Annotated in this window: 21 protein-coding genes; 11 read left to right on the plus strand and 10 right to left on the minus strand. The window is 67.6% G+C overall.

All coding sequences use genetic code 11. The annotated features are described in order from the left end of the window. Positions 1-11: 11 nt before the first annotated feature. Positions 12-560: a regulatory protein RecX gene (locus tag J3367_RS01615; protein WP_024349041.1), complete on the plus strand. Its 549-nt coding sequence runs from the start codon at positions 12-14 to the stop codon at positions 558-560. A 24-nt stretch (positions 561-584) separates the two neighbouring features. On the opposite strand, the gene J3367_RS01620 is transcribed toward J3367_RS01615, so the two are convergent. Next, positions 585-953 carry a hypothetical protein gene (locus J3367_RS01620; protein ID WP_024349040.1) on the minus strand — a complete coding sequence of 123 codons (369 nt, stop codon included), beginning with the start codon at positions 951-953 and terminating at the stop codon, positions 585-587. Positions 954-1226: 273 nt separating this feature from the next. Between J3367_RS01620 and J3367_RS01625 the strand changes: the two genes are divergently transcribed. The 5 genes from J3367_RS01625 to J3367_RS01645 all read left to right on the plus strand — a co-directional run bounded on the left by J3367_RS01625 (position 1227) and on the right by J3367_RS01645 (position 5348). After that, positions 1227-1790, plus strand: coding sequence for a type 1 glutamine amidotransferase domain-containing protein (locus J3367_RS01625; RefSeq protein ID WP_024349039.1), 564 nt, complete (start codon positions 1227-1229; stop codon positions 1788-1790). 212 nt (positions 1791-2002) lie between these two features. Next, positions 2003-2224: an aa3-type cytochrome c oxidase subunit IV gene (locus tag J3367_RS01630; protein WP_024349038.1), complete on the plus strand. Its 222-nt coding sequence runs from the start codon at positions 2003-2005 to the stop codon at positions 2222-2224. Between the two features lie 87 nt (positions 2225-2311). Next, positions 2312-3505, plus strand: a complete 1194-nt coding sequence (locus J3367_RS01635; protein ID WP_024349037.1) for a Re/Si-specific NAD(P)(+) transhydrogenase subunit alpha — start codon at positions 2312-2314, stop codon at positions 3503-3505. After that, the gene (locus J3367_RS01640; protein WP_024349036.1) at positions 3505-3933 is read left to right on the plus strand and encodes an NAD(P) transhydrogenase subunit alpha; all 429 of its coding nucleotides are present in this window, start codon (positions 3505-3507) and stop codon (positions 3931-3933) included. The genes J3367_RS01635 and J3367_RS01640 overlap by 1 nt, the downstream gene beginning before the upstream one ends. 14 nt (positions 3934-3947) lie before the next feature. After that, positions 3948-5348 carry an NAD(P)(+) transhydrogenase (Re/Si-specific) subunit beta gene (locus tag J3367_RS01645; RefSeq protein ID WP_024349035.1) on the plus strand — a complete coding sequence of 467 codons (1401 nt, stop codon included), beginning with the start codon at positions 3948-3950 and terminating at the stop codon, positions 5346-5348. Positions 5349-5441: 93 nt separating this feature from the next. Here the strand turns inward: J3367_RS01645 and J3367_RS01650 are convergent, their stop codons facing one another. From J3367_RS01650 to J3367_RS01665, 4 genes are all read right to left on the minus strand, one after another. Beyond that, positions 5442-5999, minus strand: coding sequence for a DUF992 domain-containing protein (locus J3367_RS01650; protein ID WP_024349034.1), 558 nt, complete (start codon positions 5997-5999; stop codon positions 5442-5444). A 176-nt stretch (positions 6000-6175) separates the two neighbouring features. Further along, positions 6176-7078, minus strand: coding sequence for a tetratricopeptide repeat protein (locus J3367_RS01655; protein WP_228238072.1), 903 nt, complete (start codon positions 7076-7078; stop codon positions 6176-6178). 180 nt (positions 7079-7258) lie between these two features. After that, positions 7259-7483, minus strand: coding sequence for a 30S ribosomal protein S21 (rpsU, locus tag J3367_RS01660; RefSeq protein WP_421460319.1), 225 nt, complete (start codon positions 7481-7483; stop codon positions 7259-7261). 150 nt (positions 7484-7633) lie between these two features. Continuing rightward, positions 7634-8182, minus strand: coding sequence for a DUF2380 domain-containing protein (locus J3367_RS01665; protein WP_024349033.1), 549 nt, complete (start codon positions 8180-8182; stop codon positions 7634-7636). Between the two features lie 230 nt (positions 8183-8412). Between J3367_RS01665 and J3367_RS01670 the strand changes: the two genes are divergently transcribed. The 5 genes from J3367_RS01670 to J3367_RS01690 all read left to right on the plus strand — a co-directional run bounded on the left by J3367_RS01670 (position 8413) and on the right by J3367_RS01690 (position 14803). Next, positions 8413-9342, plus strand: a complete 930-nt coding sequence (locus tag J3367_RS01670; protein WP_155898365.1) for a hypothetical protein — start codon at positions 8413-8415, stop codon at positions 9340-9342. 210 nt (positions 9343-9552) lie between these two features. Beyond that, complete coding sequence (locus tag J3367_RS01675; protein ID WP_024349031.1) at positions 9553-10806, plus strand: sarcosine oxidase subunit beta family protein; 1254 nt, start codon at positions 9553-9555, stop codon at positions 10804-10806. Between the two features lie 16 nt (positions 10807-10822). After that, positions 10823-11200: a sarcosine oxidase subunit delta gene (locus J3367_RS01680; RefSeq protein WP_024349030.1), complete on the plus strand. Its 378-nt coding sequence runs from the start codon at positions 10823-10825 to the stop codon at positions 11198-11200. Further along, the gene (locus tag J3367_RS01685; RefSeq protein ID WP_024349029.1) at positions 11197-14178 is read left to right on the plus strand and encodes a sarcosine oxidase subunit alpha family protein; all 2982 of its coding nucleotides are present in this window, start codon (positions 11197-11199) and stop codon (positions 14176-14178) included. Before J3367_RS01680 ends, J3367_RS01685 begins: the two co-directional genes overlap by 4 nt. 61 nt (positions 14179-14239) lie before the next feature. Further along, entirely contained in the window at positions 14240-14803 is a 564-nt protein-coding gene (locus tag J3367_RS01690) for a sarcosine oxidase subunit gamma (protein WP_024349028.1), read from the plus strand. A 6-nt stretch (positions 14804-14809) separates the two neighbouring features. On the opposite strand, the gene J3367_RS01695 is transcribed toward J3367_RS01690, so the two are convergent. The 5 genes from J3367_RS01695 to J3367_RS01715 all read right to left on the minus strand — a co-directional run bounded on the left by J3367_RS01695 (position 14810) and on the right by J3367_RS01715 (position 19971). Beyond that, positions 14810-15424: a glutathione S-transferase family protein gene (locus tag J3367_RS01695; protein ID WP_024349027.1), complete on the minus strand. Its 615-nt coding sequence runs from the start codon at positions 15422-15424 to the stop codon at positions 14810-14812. A gap of 82 nt (positions 15425-15506) precedes the next feature. Next, a complete protein-coding gene (locus J3367_RS01700) occupies positions 15507-16088 on the minus strand; it encodes an NADPH-dependent FMN reductase (protein ID WP_024349026.1) in 582 nt (193 codons plus the stop codon). A gap of 42 nt (positions 16089-16130) precedes the next feature. After that, positions 16131-17264, minus strand: coding sequence for a DUF1513 domain-containing protein (locus J3367_RS01705; RefSeq protein WP_024349025.1), 1134 nt, complete (start codon positions 17262-17264; stop codon positions 16131-16133). Between the two features lie 59 nt (positions 17265-17323). Next, complete coding sequence (locus J3367_RS01710; RefSeq protein WP_421460079.1) at positions 17324-18445, minus strand: imelysin family protein; 1122 nt, start codon at positions 18443-18445, stop codon at positions 17324-17326. After that, complete coding sequence (locus J3367_RS01715; protein WP_024349023.1) at positions 18442-19971, minus strand: di-heme oxidoredictase family protein; 1530 nt, start codon at positions 19969-19971, stop codon at positions 18442-18444. The genes J3367_RS01710 and J3367_RS01715 overlap by 4 nt, the downstream gene beginning before the upstream one ends. Between the last annotated feature and the right edge of the window lie 45 nt (positions 19972-20016).

Here is a 20016-nt window from a genome sequence, read left to right on the forward strand (position 1 = left end):
TAGAAGGCCCCATGACCTCGAAACGGGCCGACACTGCCGGCGATACGCCCAAGCCGCCACGGCCGATAACGCGCGAATGGCTGTTCCGGGCCGCGGCGTATTACCTGGAACGCTATTCCTCCTCGACCGCCAATCTGCGCCGGGTGCTGGAGCGCAAGGTGATGCGCCGCGCCCATGCACGCGGCGAGGATGCGGGCGCGTTTTCGGACGAGATCGACGAAACGGTCGCCAAGTTCGTCGAGCTGAAGCTGGTCGATGACCGCGCCTATGGCGAGGCGCGGGTGCTCAGCCTGCGGCGGCGCGGCACCTCGCAGCGCATGGTCGCGGCCAAGCTGTCGGAAAAGGGCGTCGAGCGGGATCTGGTGGAGGAACTCCTCGCCGCCGACGAGACCAGCGACCGGCAGGCGGCGTTTGCCTATGCACGGCGCCGGCGGCTGGGTCCGCACCGGCTGCGCAACCGCGCCGAGCGCCGCGATCGCGACGTTGCCGCCATGGTACGGGCGGGCTTCGGCTTTGCCGATGCGGTGGCGGCGATCGACGATCTGCCGGATCCGGAGTGAGCAGGCCGGTGGCGCTTCAACTCCTCAGCCGAAATCGCCGCCGAAGAGCGCGGCGAGCAGCTTGCCGTTGAACCACAGGATGTCGACGAACCAGTCCCAGCCATAGACGACGTTCACGCCCGGCGTCAGGGCGAGGACCAGTTCGCCGACGGCCGGAAGGCTGATGTCGTTGCGGATGGTGAACCATTTGGCCAGTGCGGCGATGTAGCCCTGCGCGAACAGCCAGACCGGAGCCAGGGACAGTATCGTGCGCGCCGTCCGCGGCACGGCCGTCGGCCGGCGCCGGACTTCGAGGATATTCACGAAGCATACGGCGACGAAGGCGAAGCTGACCCACAGCGACGCGAGGCCCGCGACGATCTGCAGAACCAGCGAGAGATCCGAGAAACCCAAAGGCCGGTCCCCTGGCATTGGCGTGTTCGGGACGGCCGCCGAATCCGGCAGCGGCTGCCCCCTCCTCTTACAGCTTATCGCGGGAACATCGCTGCACGCCAAGACGTGTTCGCTGATCTTCAACGCACCGGACACGTTCAGGATCGTTGAGTAGCGGAACTTGGCGCCCCAGGCCCCGTTTGGTGGGGGAACGTCACATCTCGCCGAGCCGGTCCGCAGCCTTTCCCTCAAGGATGGCGTGTCGGCGCTCGGCCGAATGAAAGGGACACGACCATGCCAAGCATCAAGGAATCCAAGATCGCCATTCTGGCCACCGACGGCTTCGAGCAGGTGGAACTGACCGAACCGTTGGCCAAGCTGAAGGAAGCCGGCGCCGAGGTTCATGTGATCTCCTCGAAATCCGGCACCATCAAGGGCTGGGACCAGGATCACTGGGACAAGGAGATCACGGTCGACAAGACGCTCTCGGAAGTGCGCGTGACCGACTATGACGCACTGGTCCTGCCGGGCGGCCAGATCAACCCGGACGCCCTGCGCGCCGACCCGAAGGTGGTCAGCTTCGTGCGCGAGTTCTTCAACTCCAAGAAGCCGCTCGCCGCGATCTGCCATGCACCGTGGCTGCTGATCGAGGCGGACGTCGTGCGCGGCCGCGACATCACCTCCTACAACTCGATCAAGACCGACGTGAAGAACGCCGGCGGCAACTGGCTCGACCAGGAGGTCGTCGTCCACGAGGCGCTGATCACCTCGCGCAACCCGGGCGACATCCCGGCCTTCGTCGCCAAGATCATCGAAGAAGTGGAAGAGGGGCGTCACGAGGACCGCAAGGTCGCCTGATCTCTCTCAGCCGATTGCAACCGCGATCGTCATGGCCGGCGTCTTCGGGCGCCGGCCATTTTTGTATGCCAGTCGCTTGGTTGCGGAGCCCGTCGCAGGTGGAAGGGGTCGCTTTCGCATCGGTGGATGATCATGCTGCATTGCGGTTGCCATTGCCACATTGTGGCGGGATCGTGTATGTGCCGAGCGACTGACGATCAGGAGAATTTCGAATGGCAGGCCTGCCGACCTACGACACCGATCATCCGGCCGAGATGGATTATCCCGAGCACGAGCGGACCTATGAGGGCTTCCTCGTCGCGACCAAGTGGGGCTCGATCGCCGTCATCGCGATCATGCTTGGTATGCTCGTCGGCCTGCTCGCCGGCGGTGGCTTCATCGGCGGTTTCGGCACCTTCATCGCCCTCATGGTGATCGCCTACTTCGTCGCCTGAGACGATCGTTGCGACTTCGGGCAGCCAGCGGTGCGATCCGCGCGCCGGCTGCCCCATGACTGAATACAATTCCGGGAGGCCTACGCGTTGAAACTGTTCGTGCCAAAGGAGCGCGAGGCGGGCGAGCCCCGTGTCGCTGCCTCGCCCGACACGGTGAAGAAACTCACCGGTCTGGGCGCCACGGTCGTCGTGGAAACCGGCGCGGGCGCCGATTCGCGTATTACCGACGCGGCCTTCGAGGCCGCCGGCGCCACCATCGGTTCGACCGCTGATGCCGGCGACGCCGATGTCGTGCTGAAGGTCCGCCGCCCGTCGGCCGATGAGCTGAAGTCATACAAGTCGGGCGCGCTGGTCATTGCCGCGATGGACCCCTATGGCCGCGACGATGAGGTCAAGGCCATGGCCGAGGCCGGCGTCCTCGCCTTCGCCATGGAGTTCATGCCGCGCATCACCCGCGCCCAGTCCATGGACATCCTGTCGTCGCAGGCCAATCTCGCCGGCTACCAGGCGGTGATCGACGCGGCGGCCGAGTTCGACCGGGCCTTTCCGATGATGATGACTGCGGCGGGCACAGTTCCGGCCGCGCGCGTCTTCGTCATGGGCGCCGGCGTTGCCGGTCTGCAGGCCATCGCGACCGCCAAGCGCCTCGGCGCCATCGTCACGGCCACCGACGTGCGGCCGGCGGCGAAGGAGCAGGTCGAGTCCCTGGGCGGCAAGTTCATCGCCGTCGAGGACGACGAGTTCAAGGCCGCCGAGACTGCCGGCGGCTACGCCAAGGAGATGTCGAAGGAGTATCAGGCCAAGCAGGCCGAGCTCGTCGCATCGCACATCTCCAAGCAGGACGTGGTGATCACCACGGCACTCATCCCGGGCCGGCCGGCACCGCGCCTCGTGACCCGTGCGATGGTGGAATCGATGAAGCCGGGATCGCTGCTCGTCGATCTCGCCGTCGAGCGCGGCGGCAATATCGAGGGTGCCGAAGCTGGCACCGTCACGCAGGTCGGGCCGGCCAAGATCATCGGCCATCTCAACGTCCCGGGTCGCATCGCGGCGAGCGCCTCGCTGCTCTATGCCAAGAACCTCGCGACCTTCCTCGAGACGATGATCGACAAGGAAACCAAGGCGCTGAAGATCGACTTCGACGATCAGCTGGTGCAGGCGACGCTGCTGACCCGCGACGGCAAGGTCGTGCATCCGAACTTCGCCGCCGCCGAGGCGCCGGCCGCACCTGCCACGCCGGCAAGTGACGCGGCAGAGAAGACCGAAGGGGGAGAGGCGTAATGGCCGAGGAAACCGCTCAGGCGACGCTGCAGCGTCTGAACGATGCCAGTGTTGCCATCCGCGACGCGCGCACCGGTGTCGAACGCATGCTCGGCGAAGGCTATGGCGAGGCGGCAGGCGCCGTCGGCCATGCCGTGTCCGGCATCGATCCCTTCGTCTTTCACCTGGCGATCTTCGTCCTGGCGATCTTCGTCGGCTACTACGTGGTCTGGTCGGTGACCCCGGCGCTGCACACGCCGCTGATGTCGGTCACCAACGCCATCTCCTCGGTGATCATCGTCGGCGCGATCCTCGCCGTCGGCATCTCCGCCTCGGGCATCGCGACGACCTTCGGCTTCATCGCGCTGATCCTGGCGTCGGTGAACATCTTCGGCGGCTTCCTCGTCACCCAGCGCATGCTGGCGATGTACAAGAAAAAAGAAAAGTGAGGCGGTAGCGACCGATGACAGAGAATTTCGCCGCCTTCCTGTACCTCGTCTCGGGGGTGCTCTTCATCCTCGCGCTGCGGGGCCTTTCCCACCCGACGACCAGTCGTCAGGGCAACATGTTCGGCATGGTCGGCATGGCCATTGCCATCGTCACCACGCTGCTTCTGGCCGGTCCGTCCTTCGGTAGCCTGGTGCTGATCGTGCTGGGTATCGCCATCGGCGGTGCCGGCGGCGCGATCGTCGCCAAGCGCATTCCGATGACGGCGATGCCGCAGCTCGTCGCAGCCTTCCACTCGCTGGTCGGTCTGGCCGCCGTGATGGTCGCCGCCGCGGCGCTCTATGCGCCGGAAGCCATCGGCATCGGCACGGTCGGCGCCATTCACGGCCAGGCGCTGGTCGAGATGTCGATCGGCGTGGCGATCGGTGCGATTACCTTCACGGGCTCCATCATCGCCTTCCTGAAGCTCGACGGCCGGATGAGCGGCAAGCCGATCATGCTGCCGTCGCGCCATCTCATCAACATCGCGCTCGGCGTGGTCATGGTGGCGCTGGTCATCGGCTTTGCCGTGACCGAGAGCCACGTGATGTTCTGGCTGATCGTCCTGGTGGCGCTGGCGCTCGGCGTGCTGCTGATCGTGCCGATCGGCGGCGCCGACATGCCGGTGGTCGTCTCGATGCTCAACTCCTATTCGGGTTGGGCCGCCGCGGGCATCGGCTTCACGTTGCAGAACCTGGCGTTGATCATCACCGGTGCGCTGGTCGGCTCGTCCGGCGCCATCCTGTCCTACATCATGTGCAAGGGCATGAACCGGTCGTTCATCTCGGTCATTCTCGGCGGCTTCGGCGGCGAGAGCGGTCCGGCCGGGGCCGACGATCTGGGCGACCGCACGGTCAAGCAGGGCTCGGCAGAGGACGCTGCCTATCTGATGAAGAATGCCGGCCGGGTCATCATCGTCCCGGGCTACGGCATGGCGGTGGCACAGGCCCAGCACGCGCTGCGCGAAATGGCCGACAAGCTGAAGGAAGAGGGCGTCGAGGTGAAATACGCCATCCATCCGGTGGCGGGCCGCATGCCCGGGCACATGAACGTGCTCCTGGCAGAAGCCAACGTGCCCTATGACGACGTGTTCGAGCTGGAGGACATCAACTCCGAGTTTGCCCAGACCGACGTCGCCTTCGTCATCGGCGCCAACGACGTGACCAACCCGGCGGCGCGCGACGACAAGGCCTCGCCGATCTACGGCATGCCGATCCTGAACGTCGACCAGGCGCAGACCTGCCTGTTCATCAAGCGCTCGCTCGGCTCCGGCTATGCCGGCATCGACAACACGCTGTTCTACAAGGACAACACGATGATGCTGTTCTCGGACGCCAAGAAGATGGTCGAGGACATCGTCAAGTCGCTGAACGACTAGGGTCTTCGCGACCCTTCGCTCTGCCCATGTGAAAAGGCCCTGCCGGCGATGCCGGCAGGGCCTTTTCCGTTTCTGGACCGTGGGTCGGGCGGCTTACTTCGGGCGGACTTCGCCCGGGCCTGCCGGGACGGCCGGAACCGCGACCGTGGCCGGCTCGGTGACGACCGGCTCGGCCGGCGTCAGCGTGAACTTCGACACGCCGATCGCGGCGTTAATGCCTTCCTGCGCCTGGACGCTGACCGGCTGCAGCGAATAGCTGTCCTGCGCGCCGCCGACGAGCACGTTGGCACCGCCGCCGACGATGGTCGAGGCATCCGCCGTGGCGCCGACATAGGTGCCCTGGAGGCCGTTCGGCTGGTAGGTGTAGCCGTCGGCCGTGACGACGGCCCAGGTCATGACCGTGCGGCCGGTGACGCCGACATCGAGGCCGAAGGTGTCGAGGGTCGCGGCATAGAGCTCGACGGGGCCGTCACCGGCCGGCGTGAACTCGCAGACCAGATCCTCGGAGGATCCGACGATGAAGCCCGTCGCGCCGTCGCTGTGGCAGCCGAGCACGCCGGCCTTCACTTCTGCCGCCTGGGCGGAGGTTGCGGCGAACGGTGCCGCGGCGAGCGTGGCTGCGATGGCGAGGCTCGAAATTCTGGAAATCATAAGGGCATTCCTTGCATTGTTCTGTCCCGTTCGCCGGGGAGAACAGCGCAGGAGCCTTCCTGTTCCGTGACGGATGATGTCATTTTGAAATGGCCGTGATCGCGGAGGTCACGGACGCTCTCCCGATCGCCGGGGAGAGCCGGCCCGACCGCTTGCGCGGCCGGGCTTCGTATTGATCAGGCGGCGTTGCCGCCGCGCGTGCGGGCCATGCCGTCCTTGGCCGGCACGTATTTAGGGTCGATCTGCGCGCCGCGCGCATAGGACTGGAAGGCGCGCTTGGTCTCGCCGCGCCGCTCATAGACCAGCGCCTGGTTGGTCCAGTACTCGGCCTTGGTGTCGTCGAGCTTCAGGGCGGTATTGAAGTCGGTGAAGGCATTCTCCTCGTCGCCGAGGGCGAGATAGGAGACGCCGCGTCCCGAATAGGGCTCCGAGGCGTTGGCCTGCAGCGAGATGGCCGTCGAGAAGTCCTCGATCGCCTGCTTGTGCTGGCCGTCCTTCTGATAGAGCAGGCCGCGATTGTGATAGGCGCGCGGGTCTGTGGTGTTCAGGTCGATGGCGCGCTGGAAGTCGGCCAGCGCCTCGCGGTTGCGACCGGCCACGCGGTAGACATTGCCACGGCCGATATAGGCGGAATCGTAGTTCGGGTTGATCCGCAGGGCGGCGTTGTAGTCCTCGACGGCCTTCAGCGGCTCGTTGGTCTGACGGTAGACCAGCGCGCGGTTGGCATAGGCCTGATGGAAATTCGGGTCGAGCTGCAACGCCATGGTGAAATCGGCGATCGCGGCCTTGTAGTTGCCGGCGCGGCCATAGGCGGTGCCGCGCACATTGTAGGCTTCGGGGTCCCGCGGATTGGCGTCCACCGTCTGGCTGAGCGAAGCCAGGTTCTGCTCGAGACCCTGGTTCTGGTCGAGCGCGATCGCGGTCACGGCGGGGCCGTCGGCGGTCTGGCAGGCGGAGAGAATCGCGATCAGCCCGAGCGCCGCGGTTGCCCGCAGAAGTCCAGCCGCGCGACCGGCGGGTTCATGCGGCGCGCAATGGTCGGCCGGGTGAAGGGCGATCGGGTGGGAAAGCTGCGGCATCGACGGACTGTTCCTCAAGAGACGGTTCGGACGTTCGGATCGCCTGGGACGCTCGCCCCGCGCGACGGCAAACCGAACTGTCCTATGCCATGCATGCGGTTGCGCCGCAAACGACGAAAGGCGGCGGCCGGAGGCCGGCCGCCGCACTTGAATCGCCAAAACGGTCGAAATTACGGCTGCTTAGTGAACGCGGCCGCCGGCCAGCAGGCCTTCGCGCTGGGCCTGCTTGCGGGCCAGCTTGCGGCTGCGGCGGACCGCCTCGGCCTTCTCGCGGGCCCGCCTCTCGGAGGGCTTCTCGAACGCGCCGCGCATCTTCATTTCGCGGAAGATTCCTTCGCGCTGCATCATCTTCTTGAGCGCGCGAAGCGCCTGGTCGACGTTGTTGTCGCGTACAACTACCTGCACAGGGGTGTTCCGTTTCTGAAGTGTGGACGGGCCGTATAGGGACGAGAAAAGCTGTGCCGCGGAGCGTGTTGCTTCGAAGCGCGCTGGCCGATAGCAGATGATCGCCTTCTTGTCGAGGTCGTCCGGCCACACTGGCCGTGCCGAATCGCGTCAGCGGTTCGCAGCGCCGGCGGGACCGGGGCCAGCGGCATCGAAATCGGCCTGGGAGACATTCGTCACCACGAAGTCGGCGACCCTGACGAAGGCCTCGTCGGTGTCGCCGCGAAACGAGAGGACGCGGCTGAAGACGTCCCTGCGATCCTCGATGTCGATGATGTCGACGCGGCCCATGCCGACAAGCGTCGAGACCTTCTGGAAGGCCCCGAGCAGGAGATAGTCCACCTCGAGCGCCGCCGCGGCCTCGACCGCCTTTTCGACACTGAGCGTGCCGACGCTGCATTCGGGCTGGCCGCAGGTCAGCGCGACGACCTCGTAGGCAGCGCGGTCGGCGAGGCCCTCGCCGAGTTTCGATTCGAACAGCGCGATCCGTGCGGCATGTTCCGCCGTCCTGTCGCCCGGCTCGCCGGACGTATCGAGATAGTAGATGTTGGCGAGTGCGATCCGGGGCGTATCGCTGTTTGCCGCGGCAGATCCCGTGGCCGATACGGCGATGAGGCCGGCGGCGAGGCCGATGGCGAGCTTGCGTGGAAATCCGTTCATTCCTGGTTTCTCCGTCCTTTCGCCCACCCGCCGGTGTTCCGGCCATGTTGCATCGGTCTCGCCGTGTCCGCCCCAGAACAGGGGCCGGCAGGCAATCGCGATTTCACGATGGATATCGTATCCACCAAGAGTATATGCGCCCGCGCAGCCTTCGCTGCTTCAAGTGCAGTGCAAAATTGCCTAGGGTTGCGAAACTGACCCTAGGCCACCTGAGCGGGACACAACATAACATGAGTGACATTCGACGCGAGCGGACAATGGCTTCGGCCTCTGCACAGGCCTTGCCGCGCATCTCCTGGGGGGCGATCGTCGCGGGTTCGCTGCTGGCGATGGCGCTGCAGTTCATGCTCGGCCTGCTGGGCCTGGGCATCGGCCTTTCCAGCATCGAGGCTGCCGCCGCCGGGGATGCAGGTGCGCTCCTGTCCGCCGGGGGGCTGTGGACCATCGCGGTGGTCCTGATCGGCCTGTTCGTCGGCGCCTATACTGCCGGCCGCCTGTCCGGCAGCGTCTCTCGAACCGATGCAGTTCTGCACGGCGTCATCACCTGGGCCACTTCCACGCTGGTGGTGGTGTTTCTCCTGACCAGCGGTGCCTCGGCCGTGGTGGGCGGCGCCTTCGGTGCGATCGGCAGCTCGATTCAGGGGCTGACCCAGGCCGCCGCCACGGCCGCACCGCGATCGGATTCGGGGCTTCCCGATCCGATCCGCCGCGAGGTCGCGCAGCTTCTCGATCGCGCGGCGGCCGCCCCGGCCCCGCAGGCGGCGACCGACGCCGCAGGACCTGACGGCGAAGACGGCGTGGCGGGCGACGGTGAGGCGAATGTAGCGAGCCCCGCTGCGCCGGCCGGGTCTGTCGATCTTGCCGGCGCGGTGACGACGATCGCCGCCGGACTTGCCGAGGATGCCACGTCCGACGAGCGCACGGCCGCCGTGCAGGCGATTGCCGACGGAGCGGGCATCCCGACGGCGCAGGCGCGCCAGCGGCTGCAGGCGTTCCAGCAGCGTTTCGACGAGGCGCAGCGCGATGCCCGGCGCGCCGCGGCCGAGGCGGCGCAGGTGGTGTCCTCCGCCTCCTTCGGTGCCTTCGTCGCATTGCTGCTCGGGCTGCTGGTCGGCGCGGCCGGCGGTTTCGTCGGCCGGTCCCGCCGACCGGTGATGTAAGAGCGCCAGGGCCGGCGGCGATCGCGGACCCCGCGCCGTCGCCGCCGGCATTTCGTCGCTGCGTCACCGGCCGTCGCAATCGGAGCATGGTGCGGCGCGATCCCCGCTAGACATGAGGAGTGCGGCCATTGCTCCAGCGGGCAGGGCGGCGCTACACCTGACGGGCGGACGGTGTCCTTGATCGTGCGCCATTCGGATGCGGGGCGAATTATGCGACGATTTTCGGCCTTTGCGCTGGCACGCGAAGCGATGCGCAGCCATTCCGGCTGGACCGAGCAATGGGCCTCGCCCGAACCGCGCAAGACCTACGACGTGGTCATCGTCGGCGCCGGCGGCCATGGGCTGGCCACGGCCTATTATCTCGCCAAGGAGCACGGCATCACCGACATCGCGGTGATCGAGAAGGGCTGGCTCGGCGGGGGCAACACCGGCCGCAACACCACGATCATCCGCTCCAACTATCTCTATGACGAATCCGCCGCGCTCTACGACCACGCGGTCAATCTGTGGGAGGGCCTCTCCCAGGACCTCAATTACAACGTCATGTTCTCGCCCCGCGGCGTCCTGATGCTGTCGCACAACGAGCACGACCGGCAGGGCGCCCAGCGCCACATTCACGCCAACCGGCTGAACGGCGTCGACAACGAATGGCTGACGCCGGACGAGTGCAAGGCCTATTGCCCGCCGCTGAACATCTCGACGAACACGCGCTATCCGGTGATCGGCGGCGCATTGCAACGGCGCGGCGGCACCGCCCGGCATGACGCCGTCGCCTGGGGCTATGCCCGCGCGGCCTCGGCCCGCGGCGTGCATGTCCTCCAGAACACCACGGTCACCGGCATCCGGCGCAGCGCCGACGGCCGTGTGGCGGGCGTCGAGACCTCGCGCGGTTTCATCGGCGCCCGCAAGGTCGGCGTCGTGGCGGCGGGCAACACCTCCGTCGTCATGGACATGGCCGGCGTGCGCATGCCGATCGAGAGCTTCCCGCTCCAGGCGGTGGTCTCCGAGCCGGTGAAGCCGTGCTTTCCCTGCGTGGTGATGTCGAACACCGTCCACGCCTATGTCTCCCAGTCGGACAAGGGCGAGCTGGTGATCGGGGCGGGCACCGACCAGTATCCGTCCTATTCGCAGACCGGCAGCCTCTCGATCTTCAACCACACGCTCGACGCGATCGCCGAGATGTTCCCGATCTTCCGGCGCATGCGGATGCTGCGGACCTGGGGCGGCATCGTCGACGTGACGCCGGACCGCTCGCCGATCCTGTCGAAGACGCCCGTGCCGGGGCTCTACGTCAATTGCGGCTGGGGCACCGGCGGCTTCAAGGCGACGCCGGGCTCCGGGCATGTCTTCGCCCACACGATCGCGCGGGACGAGCCGCATCCCATCAATGCCGCCTTCAGCCTCGACCGCTACGAGACCGGGCGCTTCATCGACGAGGCGGCCGCGGCCGCCGTCGCCCACTAGCGCGGAAAGGCGGACGATGCTGCTGATCCACTGCCCCTATTGCGAGGACGACCGGCCGGAACCGGAGTTCCGCCATGCCGGCGAAGCGCATATCGCGCGGCCCTCCGCGGAGCTCGACGCCGGGCGGGCGGTCGCGGAATCCCTTTATCTGCGCACCAACACGCGCGGCGTGGTGTTCGAGCGCTGGCGGCATGTGCATGGCTGCGGTCGCTTCTTCAACGCCGCCCGGCATTCCGTGTCCGACCGGTTTCTCGCCTTCTACAAGGCCGGCGAGCCGAAGCCGGACATCGCCGCCGAGCATGGCCTTGCCCTCGATCCTCTCGGCGCGGGCGCCACGCCGGCAACCATCGGCGCCGACGGGCTCAATGTCGGTGGCAGGGAGACGGGCCAATGACGTCGCGGCGACTTCCCGAGGCCGGCCGTCTCGGCAATGCCCGGCGCATTGCCTTCAGCTTCGACGACCAGCGCTATGCGGGCCGCGAAGGCGACACGCTGGCCTCGGCGCTGCTGGCGAACGGCATCCATCTGACCGGCCGCTCGTTCAAGTATCACCGGCCGCGCGGCATCGTCGGCTCGGGGCCGGAGGAGCCCAATGCGCTGGTCGAGATCCGCCGCGACGCGGCACGGCGCACGCCCAATATCCGCGCCACCATGCAGCCGCTCCATGACGGGCTGGAGGCCGTCAGCCAGAATCGCTGGCCGTCGCTCGATTTCGATGTCGGCGCCGTCAACGGTCTGTTCTCGCGCTTCCTGACGGCGGGCTTCTACTACAAGACCTTCATGTGGCCGAAGACCTTCTGGCACCGGGTCTACGAGCCCTATATCCGGGCCGCCGCGGGGCTTGGCCGGGCGCCGGATGCGCCCGACACCGACACTTACGCCAATCGCTTCGCGCATGTGGACGTGCTCGTTGCGGGCGGGGGCGCAGCGGGTCTTGCCGCGGCGCTCGAGGCCGGCGCGAGCGGGGCAAGCGTCCTGATCTGCGACGAGAATGCCGGTTTCGGCGGCTGGCTGCGGGCCGAAAGCGGCACGACGATCGACGGCGTGCCGGCGATGGACTGGGTCGCCGATGCGGTGGCCCGTCTCGCGGCGATGCCGAATGTGCGGGTGATGCCCCGCACCACCGCCTTCGGCTATTACAATCACAACATGGTCGCGCTCTGCGAACAGGTGACCGAGCATCTGGCGCAGCCTGACCCGGCCCTGCCGCGCGAGCGGCTGTGGCAGGTGCGGGCGAAACAGGTGGTGCTGGCGACCGGCTCCATCGAGCGGCCGCTGGTGTTTCCGGACAACGACCGGCCGGGAATCATGCTGGCAGGTGCGGCGCGGCTCTATCTCAACCATTACGGCGTCGCGGTGGGCGAGCGGGTCTGCGTCTTCACAGCCCATGACGCCGCCTATGCCACGGCGCTGGATCTGAAGCGCGCCGGTGTGGACGTGCCGGCCATCGTCGATCTGCGCGACGAACCGGGGGCGGGTCTTACGGGCGCAGCGCGGGCTGAGGGCATCGAGGTGCTCTGCGGCTATGGCGTGAAGAGCGTACGCGGCCGGCGCCGGATCCGCGGGATCACCATCGAGGAGCTGCGCTCGGGCCACGACAATCGCAGCTTCGACTGCGATGCGCTGCTGATGTCGGGCGGCTTCACGCCGTCGGTGCATCTGTTCTCGCAATCGCGCGGCAAGCTCGCCTTCGACGCCGACCTGCAGGCCTATGTGCCCTCCGAGCCGGTGCAGGCCTGCGTCAGCGTCGGGGCGGCTGCCGGCCAGTTCGATCTCGCCGAAACCATTGCGGGCGCACGCCGCGCCGGTCGCGCCGCCGCTGGCGGTGATGACGCTGCGGCGGAGTCGGTCACGGTTGACGGCGCGGCCGGGTTCGGGGGCGGCATGGCCGGGGCGACGCCGGCGGCCGGTCCAGGCAAGGCCGTGAAGGCCTTTGTCGACTTCCAGAACGACGTGACGGCCCGCGACATCCGTCTCGCGGTCGCCGAGGGTTTCCGGTCGGTCGAGCATATCAAGCGCTTCACCACCACCGGGATGGCGACTGACCAGGGCAAGACGTCGAACATTCACGGGCTTGGGGTCGCGGCCGAGACACTCAGCCGGCCAATGCCGGAGGTGGGGCTGACCACCTTCCGCGCGCCCTTCACGCCGGTGTCCTTCGGCACCATTGCGGGCTTTGCACAGGGGGCATTGTTTGATCCGACCCGGCAGACGCCGATCCACGAGAGCGCGGCGGCAGACGGCGCGGTCTTCGAGGATGTCGGCATGTGGAAGCGCGCCTGGTATTTCCCGCGCGGCGCCGACAAGCACGCGGCGGTGGACCGCGAATGCCGCGCAGTGCGCGAGGCGGCGGGTCTCTTCGATGCCTCGACGCTCGGCAAGATCGAACTGGTCGGCCCCGATGCGGGAGCGTTTCTCGATCTGATGTATGCGACGCCGCTGTCGCGGCTCGCCGTGGGCAAGTGCCGCTATGCGCTGATGCTGAACGAGGCCGGCTTCATCATCGACGACGGCATCGTTGCGAAGATCGCCGAGGACCGCTTTCACGTCACCACGACGACGGGCGGTGCGCCGCGCGTGCTCAACCTCATGGAGGATTACCGCCAGACCGAATTCCCGGAGATGGCAGTCTGGACAAGCTCGATCAGCGAGCAATGGGCGGTGATCGCCGTGCAGGGGCCGCGGGCGCGGGACCTGATCGCGCCCTTCGTCGAAGGGCTGGACATCGGGCCGGACGCCTTCGCGCATATGTCCGTCGCCGAATGCCGCTTCATGGGTCTGCCCTGCCGGCTGTTCCGGGTGTCCTTCACCGGCGAGCTCGGCTTCGAGATCAACGTGCCTTCGGATTACGGCCGCAGCGTCTGGGATGCGTTGCGCGAACGGGGACGCAGCCTGGGCGTCGAGCCCTACGGCACCGAGGCCATGCATGTGCTGCGGGCCGAGAAGGGCTACATCATCGTCGGCCAGGAGACGGACGGGACGGTAACGCCGGCCGACGCCGGCATGGCGTGGGCGGTGTCGCGCAAGAAGGCGGATTTCGTCGGCAAGCGCGGGCTGGAGCGACCGGACCTCTCGGGCCCGGGCCGCAAGCAGCTTGTCGGCCTGAAGACCGCCAATCCGCTGACGGTTCTGGAAGAGGGCGCGCAGCTCGTTGCCGACCTGAACCAGCGCGTGCCGATGACGATGCTCGGCCATGTGACCTCGGCCTATCGCTCGCAGACGCTGGGGCGGTCCATCGCGCTGGCGATGGTCAAGGACGGGCGCAGGCTGGTGGGCCAGACCCTCTACGTGCCCATGCCTACGGAGACGATCGCGGTGGAAGTGACGGAGCCGGTGTTCTTCGATCCGGACGGGGAGCGACTGCATGGTTGATGCGCAGACGGATGGACCGAAGGGGGCAACGCCGGCGCATGGGGCCGGCAGGACCGGCGACATGCCGCGGCGGCTCTCGCCGCTCGACGGTCGCCAGGCCAGCGGGCCCGGCGTGACGCTGGTTCCGGCCGCGCCACGCCGCCGTCTGATCCTGCGGGCGAGGGGCGATGCCATCGCCGTCGCCGGTACCGCGCTCGGCCTGGAACTGCCCGTGCGGCCGAAGACGAGCGCCCGGCAGGGCGGCGTATCGGCGCTCTGGCTCGGACCGGACGAATGGCTGATTATTGACGAGAGCGAGGCGGCGGAATCCCTCGCCGCGTCGGATGGGCCCTTGGCCGAGTCGCTCGTCGCGGTCTCCGGTATCGCCGTGGTCGATATTTCCCATCGCAATGTCGCGATCGTGGCCCACGGGCCGGCCGCCGAAGCGGTCGTTGCCGCCGGCTGTCCGCAGGATATCCGGCCGGTCAGTTTTCCGGTCGGGGCCTGCAGCCGCACGGTGCTGTCGAAGGCGGAGATTGTGTTGTGGCGGACCGGCGAACAGCGCTTCGAGATCGAGTGCTGGCGATCCTTCGCCGATTATGTCTGGACGTTCCTGGCCGAGGCGAGCCGCGCTCCGGCGGTGTGAGACGGGTCAGAGCGGACGCATCGACCGCCGGAAGGCGTCGCGGTCGATGACTCGCTCGACATAGGCCTGGATGGGCGTGCTGTCGCCGATACGGGGTGCGCCGATCATGCCCGCCCAGCTCAATTGCGCGCCGATATAGAGATCGGCGGCGGAGAAATGCTCCCCCAGCAGGTAGGGGCCGCGCGACAATGCGGCTTCCAGCGTGTCGATCACGTCGTTGTAGCAGCCCCACCCGACGGTGGATTTCGACAGGGGGACGGCATCCTTGCGCATCATCGTCTCGGTCAGCGCCGGTTCGAAGCAGCTTCCGCCGAAGAACAGCCAGCGATAATAGCTGCCGCGCTCGGGGCGGTCCTGACGGGGCGCGAGGCCGGCGGCGGGATAGGCATCGGCGAGCCAGGCGATGATGGCGGGCGTCTCGGTGATCACGGTGCCGTCGTCCAGCACCAGCGCCGGGATCTTGCCCATGGGATTGATTGTCAGGAAGTCCGGGCGGCGATTGTCGCCCGCTTCGAAATCGATCGGCACGATGTCGTGCTCGGCGCCGACTTCCTCGAGCATCCACCGGACCATCGCGGCCCGGCTGCGTGGATTGTGGTAGAATGTCAGCCGACCCGGCATCGTCCGTCTCCCGACCATGGCCCTGCATCCGGGGCGATCATGGCAGAGTGCGATGACGAGGGGAAGTTACTGCCGGCCTGGCTCAGGACGGGGTGCCGTCGGCCTCGCGCTTGGCCTTCAGCGCCGTGGCGTACCATTCGAATTCGTCGAGCCATTTTGCAGCCGAGCGGTCGATCCAGTCCTCCGTGGCGGCGCCGTCCTCGCCCAGCGACTTGCCGATGGAGGGAATGGCGAGGATCGACGGCAGGCTGGGCATGCCCATTTCCGCGAGGATCGGGCGCAGCGCGATCGCCGCCCTGACGCCGCCGAACCGGCCGGCGGAATAGGAGACGATCGTCGAGGGGCGCCAGAAATACTCCTCGAGAAAATAGTCGAGCGTGTTCTTCAGCGCCGGCGGAACCGACTGGTTGTATTCGGCGCTGACGACGACGAAGCCGTCGGCCCGCCGATAGAGGTCGGCCAGCCGCTCCAGCTTCTCCGGTGCCTCGCCGCGCGGATATTCCTTGTACATCCTGTCGAGGAGCGGCAGGTCGAGCTCCATCGGGTCGACCAGCACCGGTTCGTGCCCACGTTCGCGCAGCTTCGCGATGACGAATTTCGCCGCCTTGATGCCCTGCCGTTCGGTGCGCACCGAGCCGAGGATGACGGGAACGAGCAGGGACATGGACGTGACCTCCTTGATTGCGAAGGAGGATCGTCCGCCGGGTCAGCCCACCGCGTCAAGCGTCAGGATGTGGTTGTCCCATTCGAGGTCGGCCCGGGTCGGGGTGTCGTCGTCTTCGAGACGGACGATGTCGCCGGCGCCGCTGGTCGCCATGAAGCCGGAACCGGCAGCGGCGAGGCCGCAGCCGTCGCGCAGGGCATGGCGGGAGAGGATGTCGCCCGTGGCGGCCTCGAGGATCAGCATCGTATTGCCGACCGGCGAGGAGACCGCGACGCGGGCGCCGTCGCGGCTGGTGGCGACCGAGCCGATATAATTGCCGAGGCCGGCGAGATCGGTTTCCGGCATGGCGGTGAGGGCCAACGGCCTGCCGGCTTCGGCAAAGCCCACCAGCGGCGGCGCGTCGCCGGATGCGCCCTGATACTGGCCGCCGAACCAGACCCGGTGCTGCGCATCGACGGCGATGTGATGCAGCGACAGCTTGTGCAGATGCGAGGGCAGCAGCTGCCGGTCGAGAAGGTCGCCGCTGCGCCGATCGATGAAGGCGATGGACGGCTCCATGGTGGCAAGGTTCAGTTTCTGCCGGCCGTAATCGGGGTGGGTCTCGATGCCGCCATTGGCGACGACGATGGTCTCTCCGTCGGGCATCAGCAGCGCCTCGTGGGTGTCCATGCCGTGGGAATCGAACTCGCCGATGCGCCGGTAGCCGGCCGCGACGTCGTAGACCCCGATCACGCCGTGCGCCGCGTCGTAGTTGTTTTCGGTGGCGTACATCAGCGCGCCGTCGGGCGAGAAGAAGCCGTGGCCGAAGAAATGCCGGCCTTCGATCGAGGTCAGGGTCTGGAGTGTCTCGCCACTGACGGGATCGAAGACGATGGCGAAGGTGCGCGGGCGGCGGGCGAAGACCACCGCGCGGCGACGGACGGGATCGTAGGCGACGTCGTGGCCGCGATCGGGCAGGGAGACGGTCGAGACGATCTCGCCGCGCTCGGAAAAGATCGCACAGCCATAGCTGCCGTCCGGCCGGCGGCAGGAGGCGCCGAACAGGGCGTCGGTTCGCTCAAGTGCAGCGGCAGAACGGGCAGTCAAGCCCCCGACGAAGGCGGCTCCGGCACCGGCGAGAAAGCGCCGACGGTCGAGAAGGATGCCGCGGCTGGCGGGATGCGGGCGGATGGACATGAGACAATTCCCGGCGCCTGCCATGGGCAGCGCCTGCGTTGGTTCGGCGTGAGCGCCCCTCAATCGCCGTCGAGGGCCGAGAAGCCGGCGGACAGGCCGAGAATGGGCGAGACCTGTTCGGCGAACTGGCTCTGCAAACTGTCGGTGACGATCAGGAGATAGGTCAGCCCCTGACGCTTGTCGGGTTCGCTTGCGACGTCCGTCAGCGGCGGCGCGAGTTCGGACAGGGTGCGGTCGGCGTTGGCGAATTCGAACAGGATCGAATCTGCCAGATAGGCCTGCGGCGCGGGCAGGAGGGCAGCGAGCTTCGATGCGGCGAAAAGGTCGTTCATGCCGGCGAAATTGGCGCGCAGGGACGCCAGCGCGAGTTCGGAGCGACGAAACAGGAAGAGATTGGGCTTCGCAGCCTCGGCGCTTTCGCCCATTGCCGGGCGCAGCCGCAGGTCGCGGATCGCCTCGAAGCCATGAATGAAGATGCCGACGATTTCCTGCAGCGAATCCTCGGCGCTGCGCCAGGCCGGATCGGCGGCGTCCGGCGCCGTCAGGCGGGCGGCTATACCAGCGTCCGGGGACCAGGCGGCGTCGAGTTCGCCGGCGATGGAGGAAAGGTTGCGGGCGATGGCGCGGCCGTAGATGCAGCGAAAGCCGCCCCGATCCGTTGCGAGCGTCTCGGCATCCGTCCCGTGCAGGACGAATTCCAGCGCACCCAGCCCCTGGACGGCGACCGACTTGTCGGCGAGGCGCTGCTGCGTGGTCGCTGTCTCGTCCTCGCCGCCGAGAATGCCCTGGATCTGGCGGAGGGCGATGCCGCGGCGGTCGGGGAAGAACAGGATCTTCTCCAGCCGGTTGTCGGCCATGACCGGGCCGAAGCGGACGAACTCGATGCGCGACCAGCTCGCCGCGAGATCGGCGAAGCGGTCGCGGGCGTCCTGCAGCGTGGTGTCGCCCGGTTCGCTGCAGAGACTATCCATGGCGCTCGCGGCGGCCGCGGCGTGGTCGTGGAATCGCGCATAGCCGGGCCGGATGAAGCCGTCGATGGCGTTGGCGACGACCGCCAGTTTCTCGGCCTCCGTCGCGCGGGACGGCTCGGCCGTGCCGTCCTCCTGGCCGTGCGAGGCCGTGGCGCCGGCAAACAGGAGCGCAAGGCCGACAAGCGCGCGGCGGGACAGAGAGGCGATCATAGGGACTCCAGGAAAGCGTGCAGCGCGTCGCGGTCGGCCTTGTCCATCGCAGCATAGGCGTCGCGCGCGGCCTGGCCTTCGCCGCCATGCCACAGGATCGCTTCGGTCAGATTGCGGGCGCGGCCGTCGTGCAGAAACATCGTGTGGCCGTTGACGGTCTCGGTGAGCCCGATGCCCCACAGAGGCGGGGTGCGCCATTCTTTGCCGTTCGCGTCGCCCACCGGGCGGCCGTCAGCAAGGCCGTCACCCATGTCGTGCAGCAGGAAGTCGGAATAGGGCCAGATCAGCTGGAAGCGCAGCGCCTTGTCCTCGGCATTGCGCGAGGTGACGAATTTCGGCGTGTGGCAGGCGGCGCAGCCGGCATCGTAGAAGAGCTGCTTGCCCTTCAGGACCTCCGGCGCATCGACGTCGCGCCGGGCCGGGACCGCGAGATTCTGCGAATAGAAGGTGACGAGCCCGAGGATCGGATCGGGCGCCTCCACCTCGCCGAGGCGCGGCTGCACGCCGGAGGGCGCGTCGCGGCAGACGGTCTGGGCAATCGAGCATTCGCCGAAGGCATCGGTGACCAGCGGTGTCGAGATCCCGATGTCGCCGGAAAAGGCTTCGGCCGTCTGGGTCTCTATGGTTGGGATGGTCGCCTTCCAGCCGAAGCGGGCGAGGACCGGCTCGCCGGTCTTCGGGTCACGCGCCATGGACGGCTTGCCGGAAATACCATCGCCATCGGAGTCGTTCGGGTCGGCGAAGGCGAGGATGTCGGCGGGCTCGATCTGCTCGACGAGGCCGAGCCCGATCATCGGCGGGGCGACCCGCGGCGACATCAGGACATTCCCGGCCATCGGCCCATAAGCGAGATCGGCGACGGAATAGGTCGGGTGGCGCAGCGAGACGTTGGTGCCGTCGGCAAGGGTGACGTCGCGCTCGTCATAGTCGATGACGACGCGGCCCTCGGGCTTCAGGCCCGGCGTGGCGAAGGTCTGGAACTGGCCGCCATAGGTTGGCTCGGGAATGCGGCTGAGTTCGTGCGTGGCGAGCTTGCGGCGCTCTTCTTCCGTCGAGGGGGGCACCGACAGGCGCAGGAACATGGAGACCGCGTCTTCGCCGGGCCGGGGCGGGCGGCCGCGACCGTCCTTGATATGGCAGCTCTGGCAGGAGCGGGCATTGAACAGCGGCCCGAGACCATCGGACGCCTCGGTCGAGGAGGGCGAGGACACCCAGAGCTTGCGGAAAAGGGCATTGCCCAGCTTGAAGCGGTCTTCGCCGGCGAAGGTCTGGTTGGCCGACACCTGGCTGAAGGAATCGCGATTGACGAGCTTGGTCGAGGTCGCGCCACCGCCGGGCATCGCCTCGAAATCTTCCGGTCTGGTGAAGTCGCTGGTCGGGGCCGTGACCACCCGGACACGGGCCAGATCCTTCGGGGTCAGGTCATCGCGGACCGGCCGGTCCAGCCCGATGGCGGCGCCGATCGGAAGCGCCAGCGGCACGGTCAGCGCCGCCGCGAAGATTGCCATGCCTGCGGCGAAGCGCATTCGCCTCTCCCGATATCGACGCGGCGAACCCGCCGCGCCCCGGTA

This window comes from Aurantimonas sp. NFXS3 (assembly GCF_049132005.1).
In the GTDB taxonomy this organism is placed as follows: Bacteria; Pseudomonadota; Alphaproteobacteria; order Rhizobiales; family Rhizobiaceae; genus Aurantimonas; species Aurantimonas coralicida.

Excerpts from the sequence above, each read along its gene's own strand:
- J3367_RS01615 (WP_024349041.1), top strand. The coding sequence starts at position 12 with ATGACCTCGAAACGGGCCGACACTGCCGGCGATACGCCCAAGCCGCCA.
- J3367_RS01625 (WP_024349039.1), top strand. The coding sequence starts at position 1,227 with ATGCCAAGCATCAAGGAATCCAAGATCGCCATTCTGGCCACCGACGGC.
- J3367_RS01630 (WP_024349038.1), top strand. The coding sequence starts at position 2,003 with ATGGCAGGCCTGCCGACCTACGACACCGATCATCCGGCCGAGATGGAT.
- J3367_RS01640 (WP_024349036.1), top strand. The coding sequence starts at position 3,505 with ATGGCCGAGGAAACCGCTCAGGCGACGCTGCAGCGTCTGAACGATGCC.
- J3367_RS01645 (WP_024349035.1), top strand. The coding sequence starts at position 3,948 with ATGACAGAGAATTTCGCCGCCTTCCTGTACCTCGTCTCGGGGGTGCTC.
- J3367_RS01650 (WP_024349034.1), bottom strand. The coding sequence starts at position 5,999 with ATGATTTCCAGAATTTCGAGCCTCGCCATCGCAGCCACGCTCGCCGCG.
- J3367_RS01655 (WP_228238072.1), bottom strand. The coding sequence starts at position 7,078 with ATGCCGCAGCTTTCCCACCCGATCGCCCTTCACCCGGCCGACCATTGC.
- J3367_RS01665 (WP_024349033.1), bottom strand. The coding sequence starts at position 8,182 with ATGAACGGATTTCCACGCAAGCTCGCCATCGGCCTCGCCGCCGGCCTC.
- J3367_RS01670 (WP_155898365.1), top strand. The coding sequence starts at position 8,413 with ATGAGTGACATTCGACGCGAGCGGACAATGGCTTCGGCCTCTGCACAG.
- J3367_RS01675 (WP_024349031.1), top strand. The coding sequence starts at position 9,553 with ATGCGACGATTTTCGGCCTTTGCGCTGGCACGCGAAGCGATGCGCAGC.
- J3367_RS01680 (WP_024349030.1), top strand. The coding sequence starts at position 10,823 with ATGCTGCTGATCCACTGCCCCTATTGCGAGGACGACCGGCCGGAACCG.
- J3367_RS01685 (WP_024349029.1), top strand. The coding sequence starts at position 11,197 with ATGACGTCGCGGCGACTTCCCGAGGCCGGCCGTCTCGGCAATGCCCGG.
- J3367_RS01690 (WP_024349028.1), top strand. The coding sequence starts at position 14,240 with ATGCCGCGGCGGCTCTCGCCGCTCGACGGTCGCCAGGCCAGCGGGCCC.
- J3367_RS01695 (WP_024349027.1), bottom strand. The coding sequence starts at position 15,424 with ATGCCGGGTCGGCTGACATTCTACCACAATCCACGCAGCCGGGCCGCG.
- J3367_RS01700 (WP_024349026.1), bottom strand. The coding sequence starts at position 16,088 with ATGTCCCTGCTCGTTCCCGTCATCCTCGGCTCGGTGCGCACCGAACGG.
- J3367_RS01705 (WP_024349025.1), bottom strand. The coding sequence starts at position 17,264 with ATGTCCATCCGCCCGCATCCCGCCAGCCGCGGCATCCTTCTCGACCGT.
- J3367_RS01710 (WP_421460079.1), bottom strand. The coding sequence starts at position 18,445 with ATGATCGCCTCTCTGTCCCGCCGCGCGCTTGTCGGCCTTGCGCTCCTG.
- J3367_RS01715 (WP_024349023.1), bottom strand. The coding sequence starts at position 19,971 with ATGCGCTTCGCCGCAGGCATGGCAATCTTCGCGGCGGCGCTGACCGTG.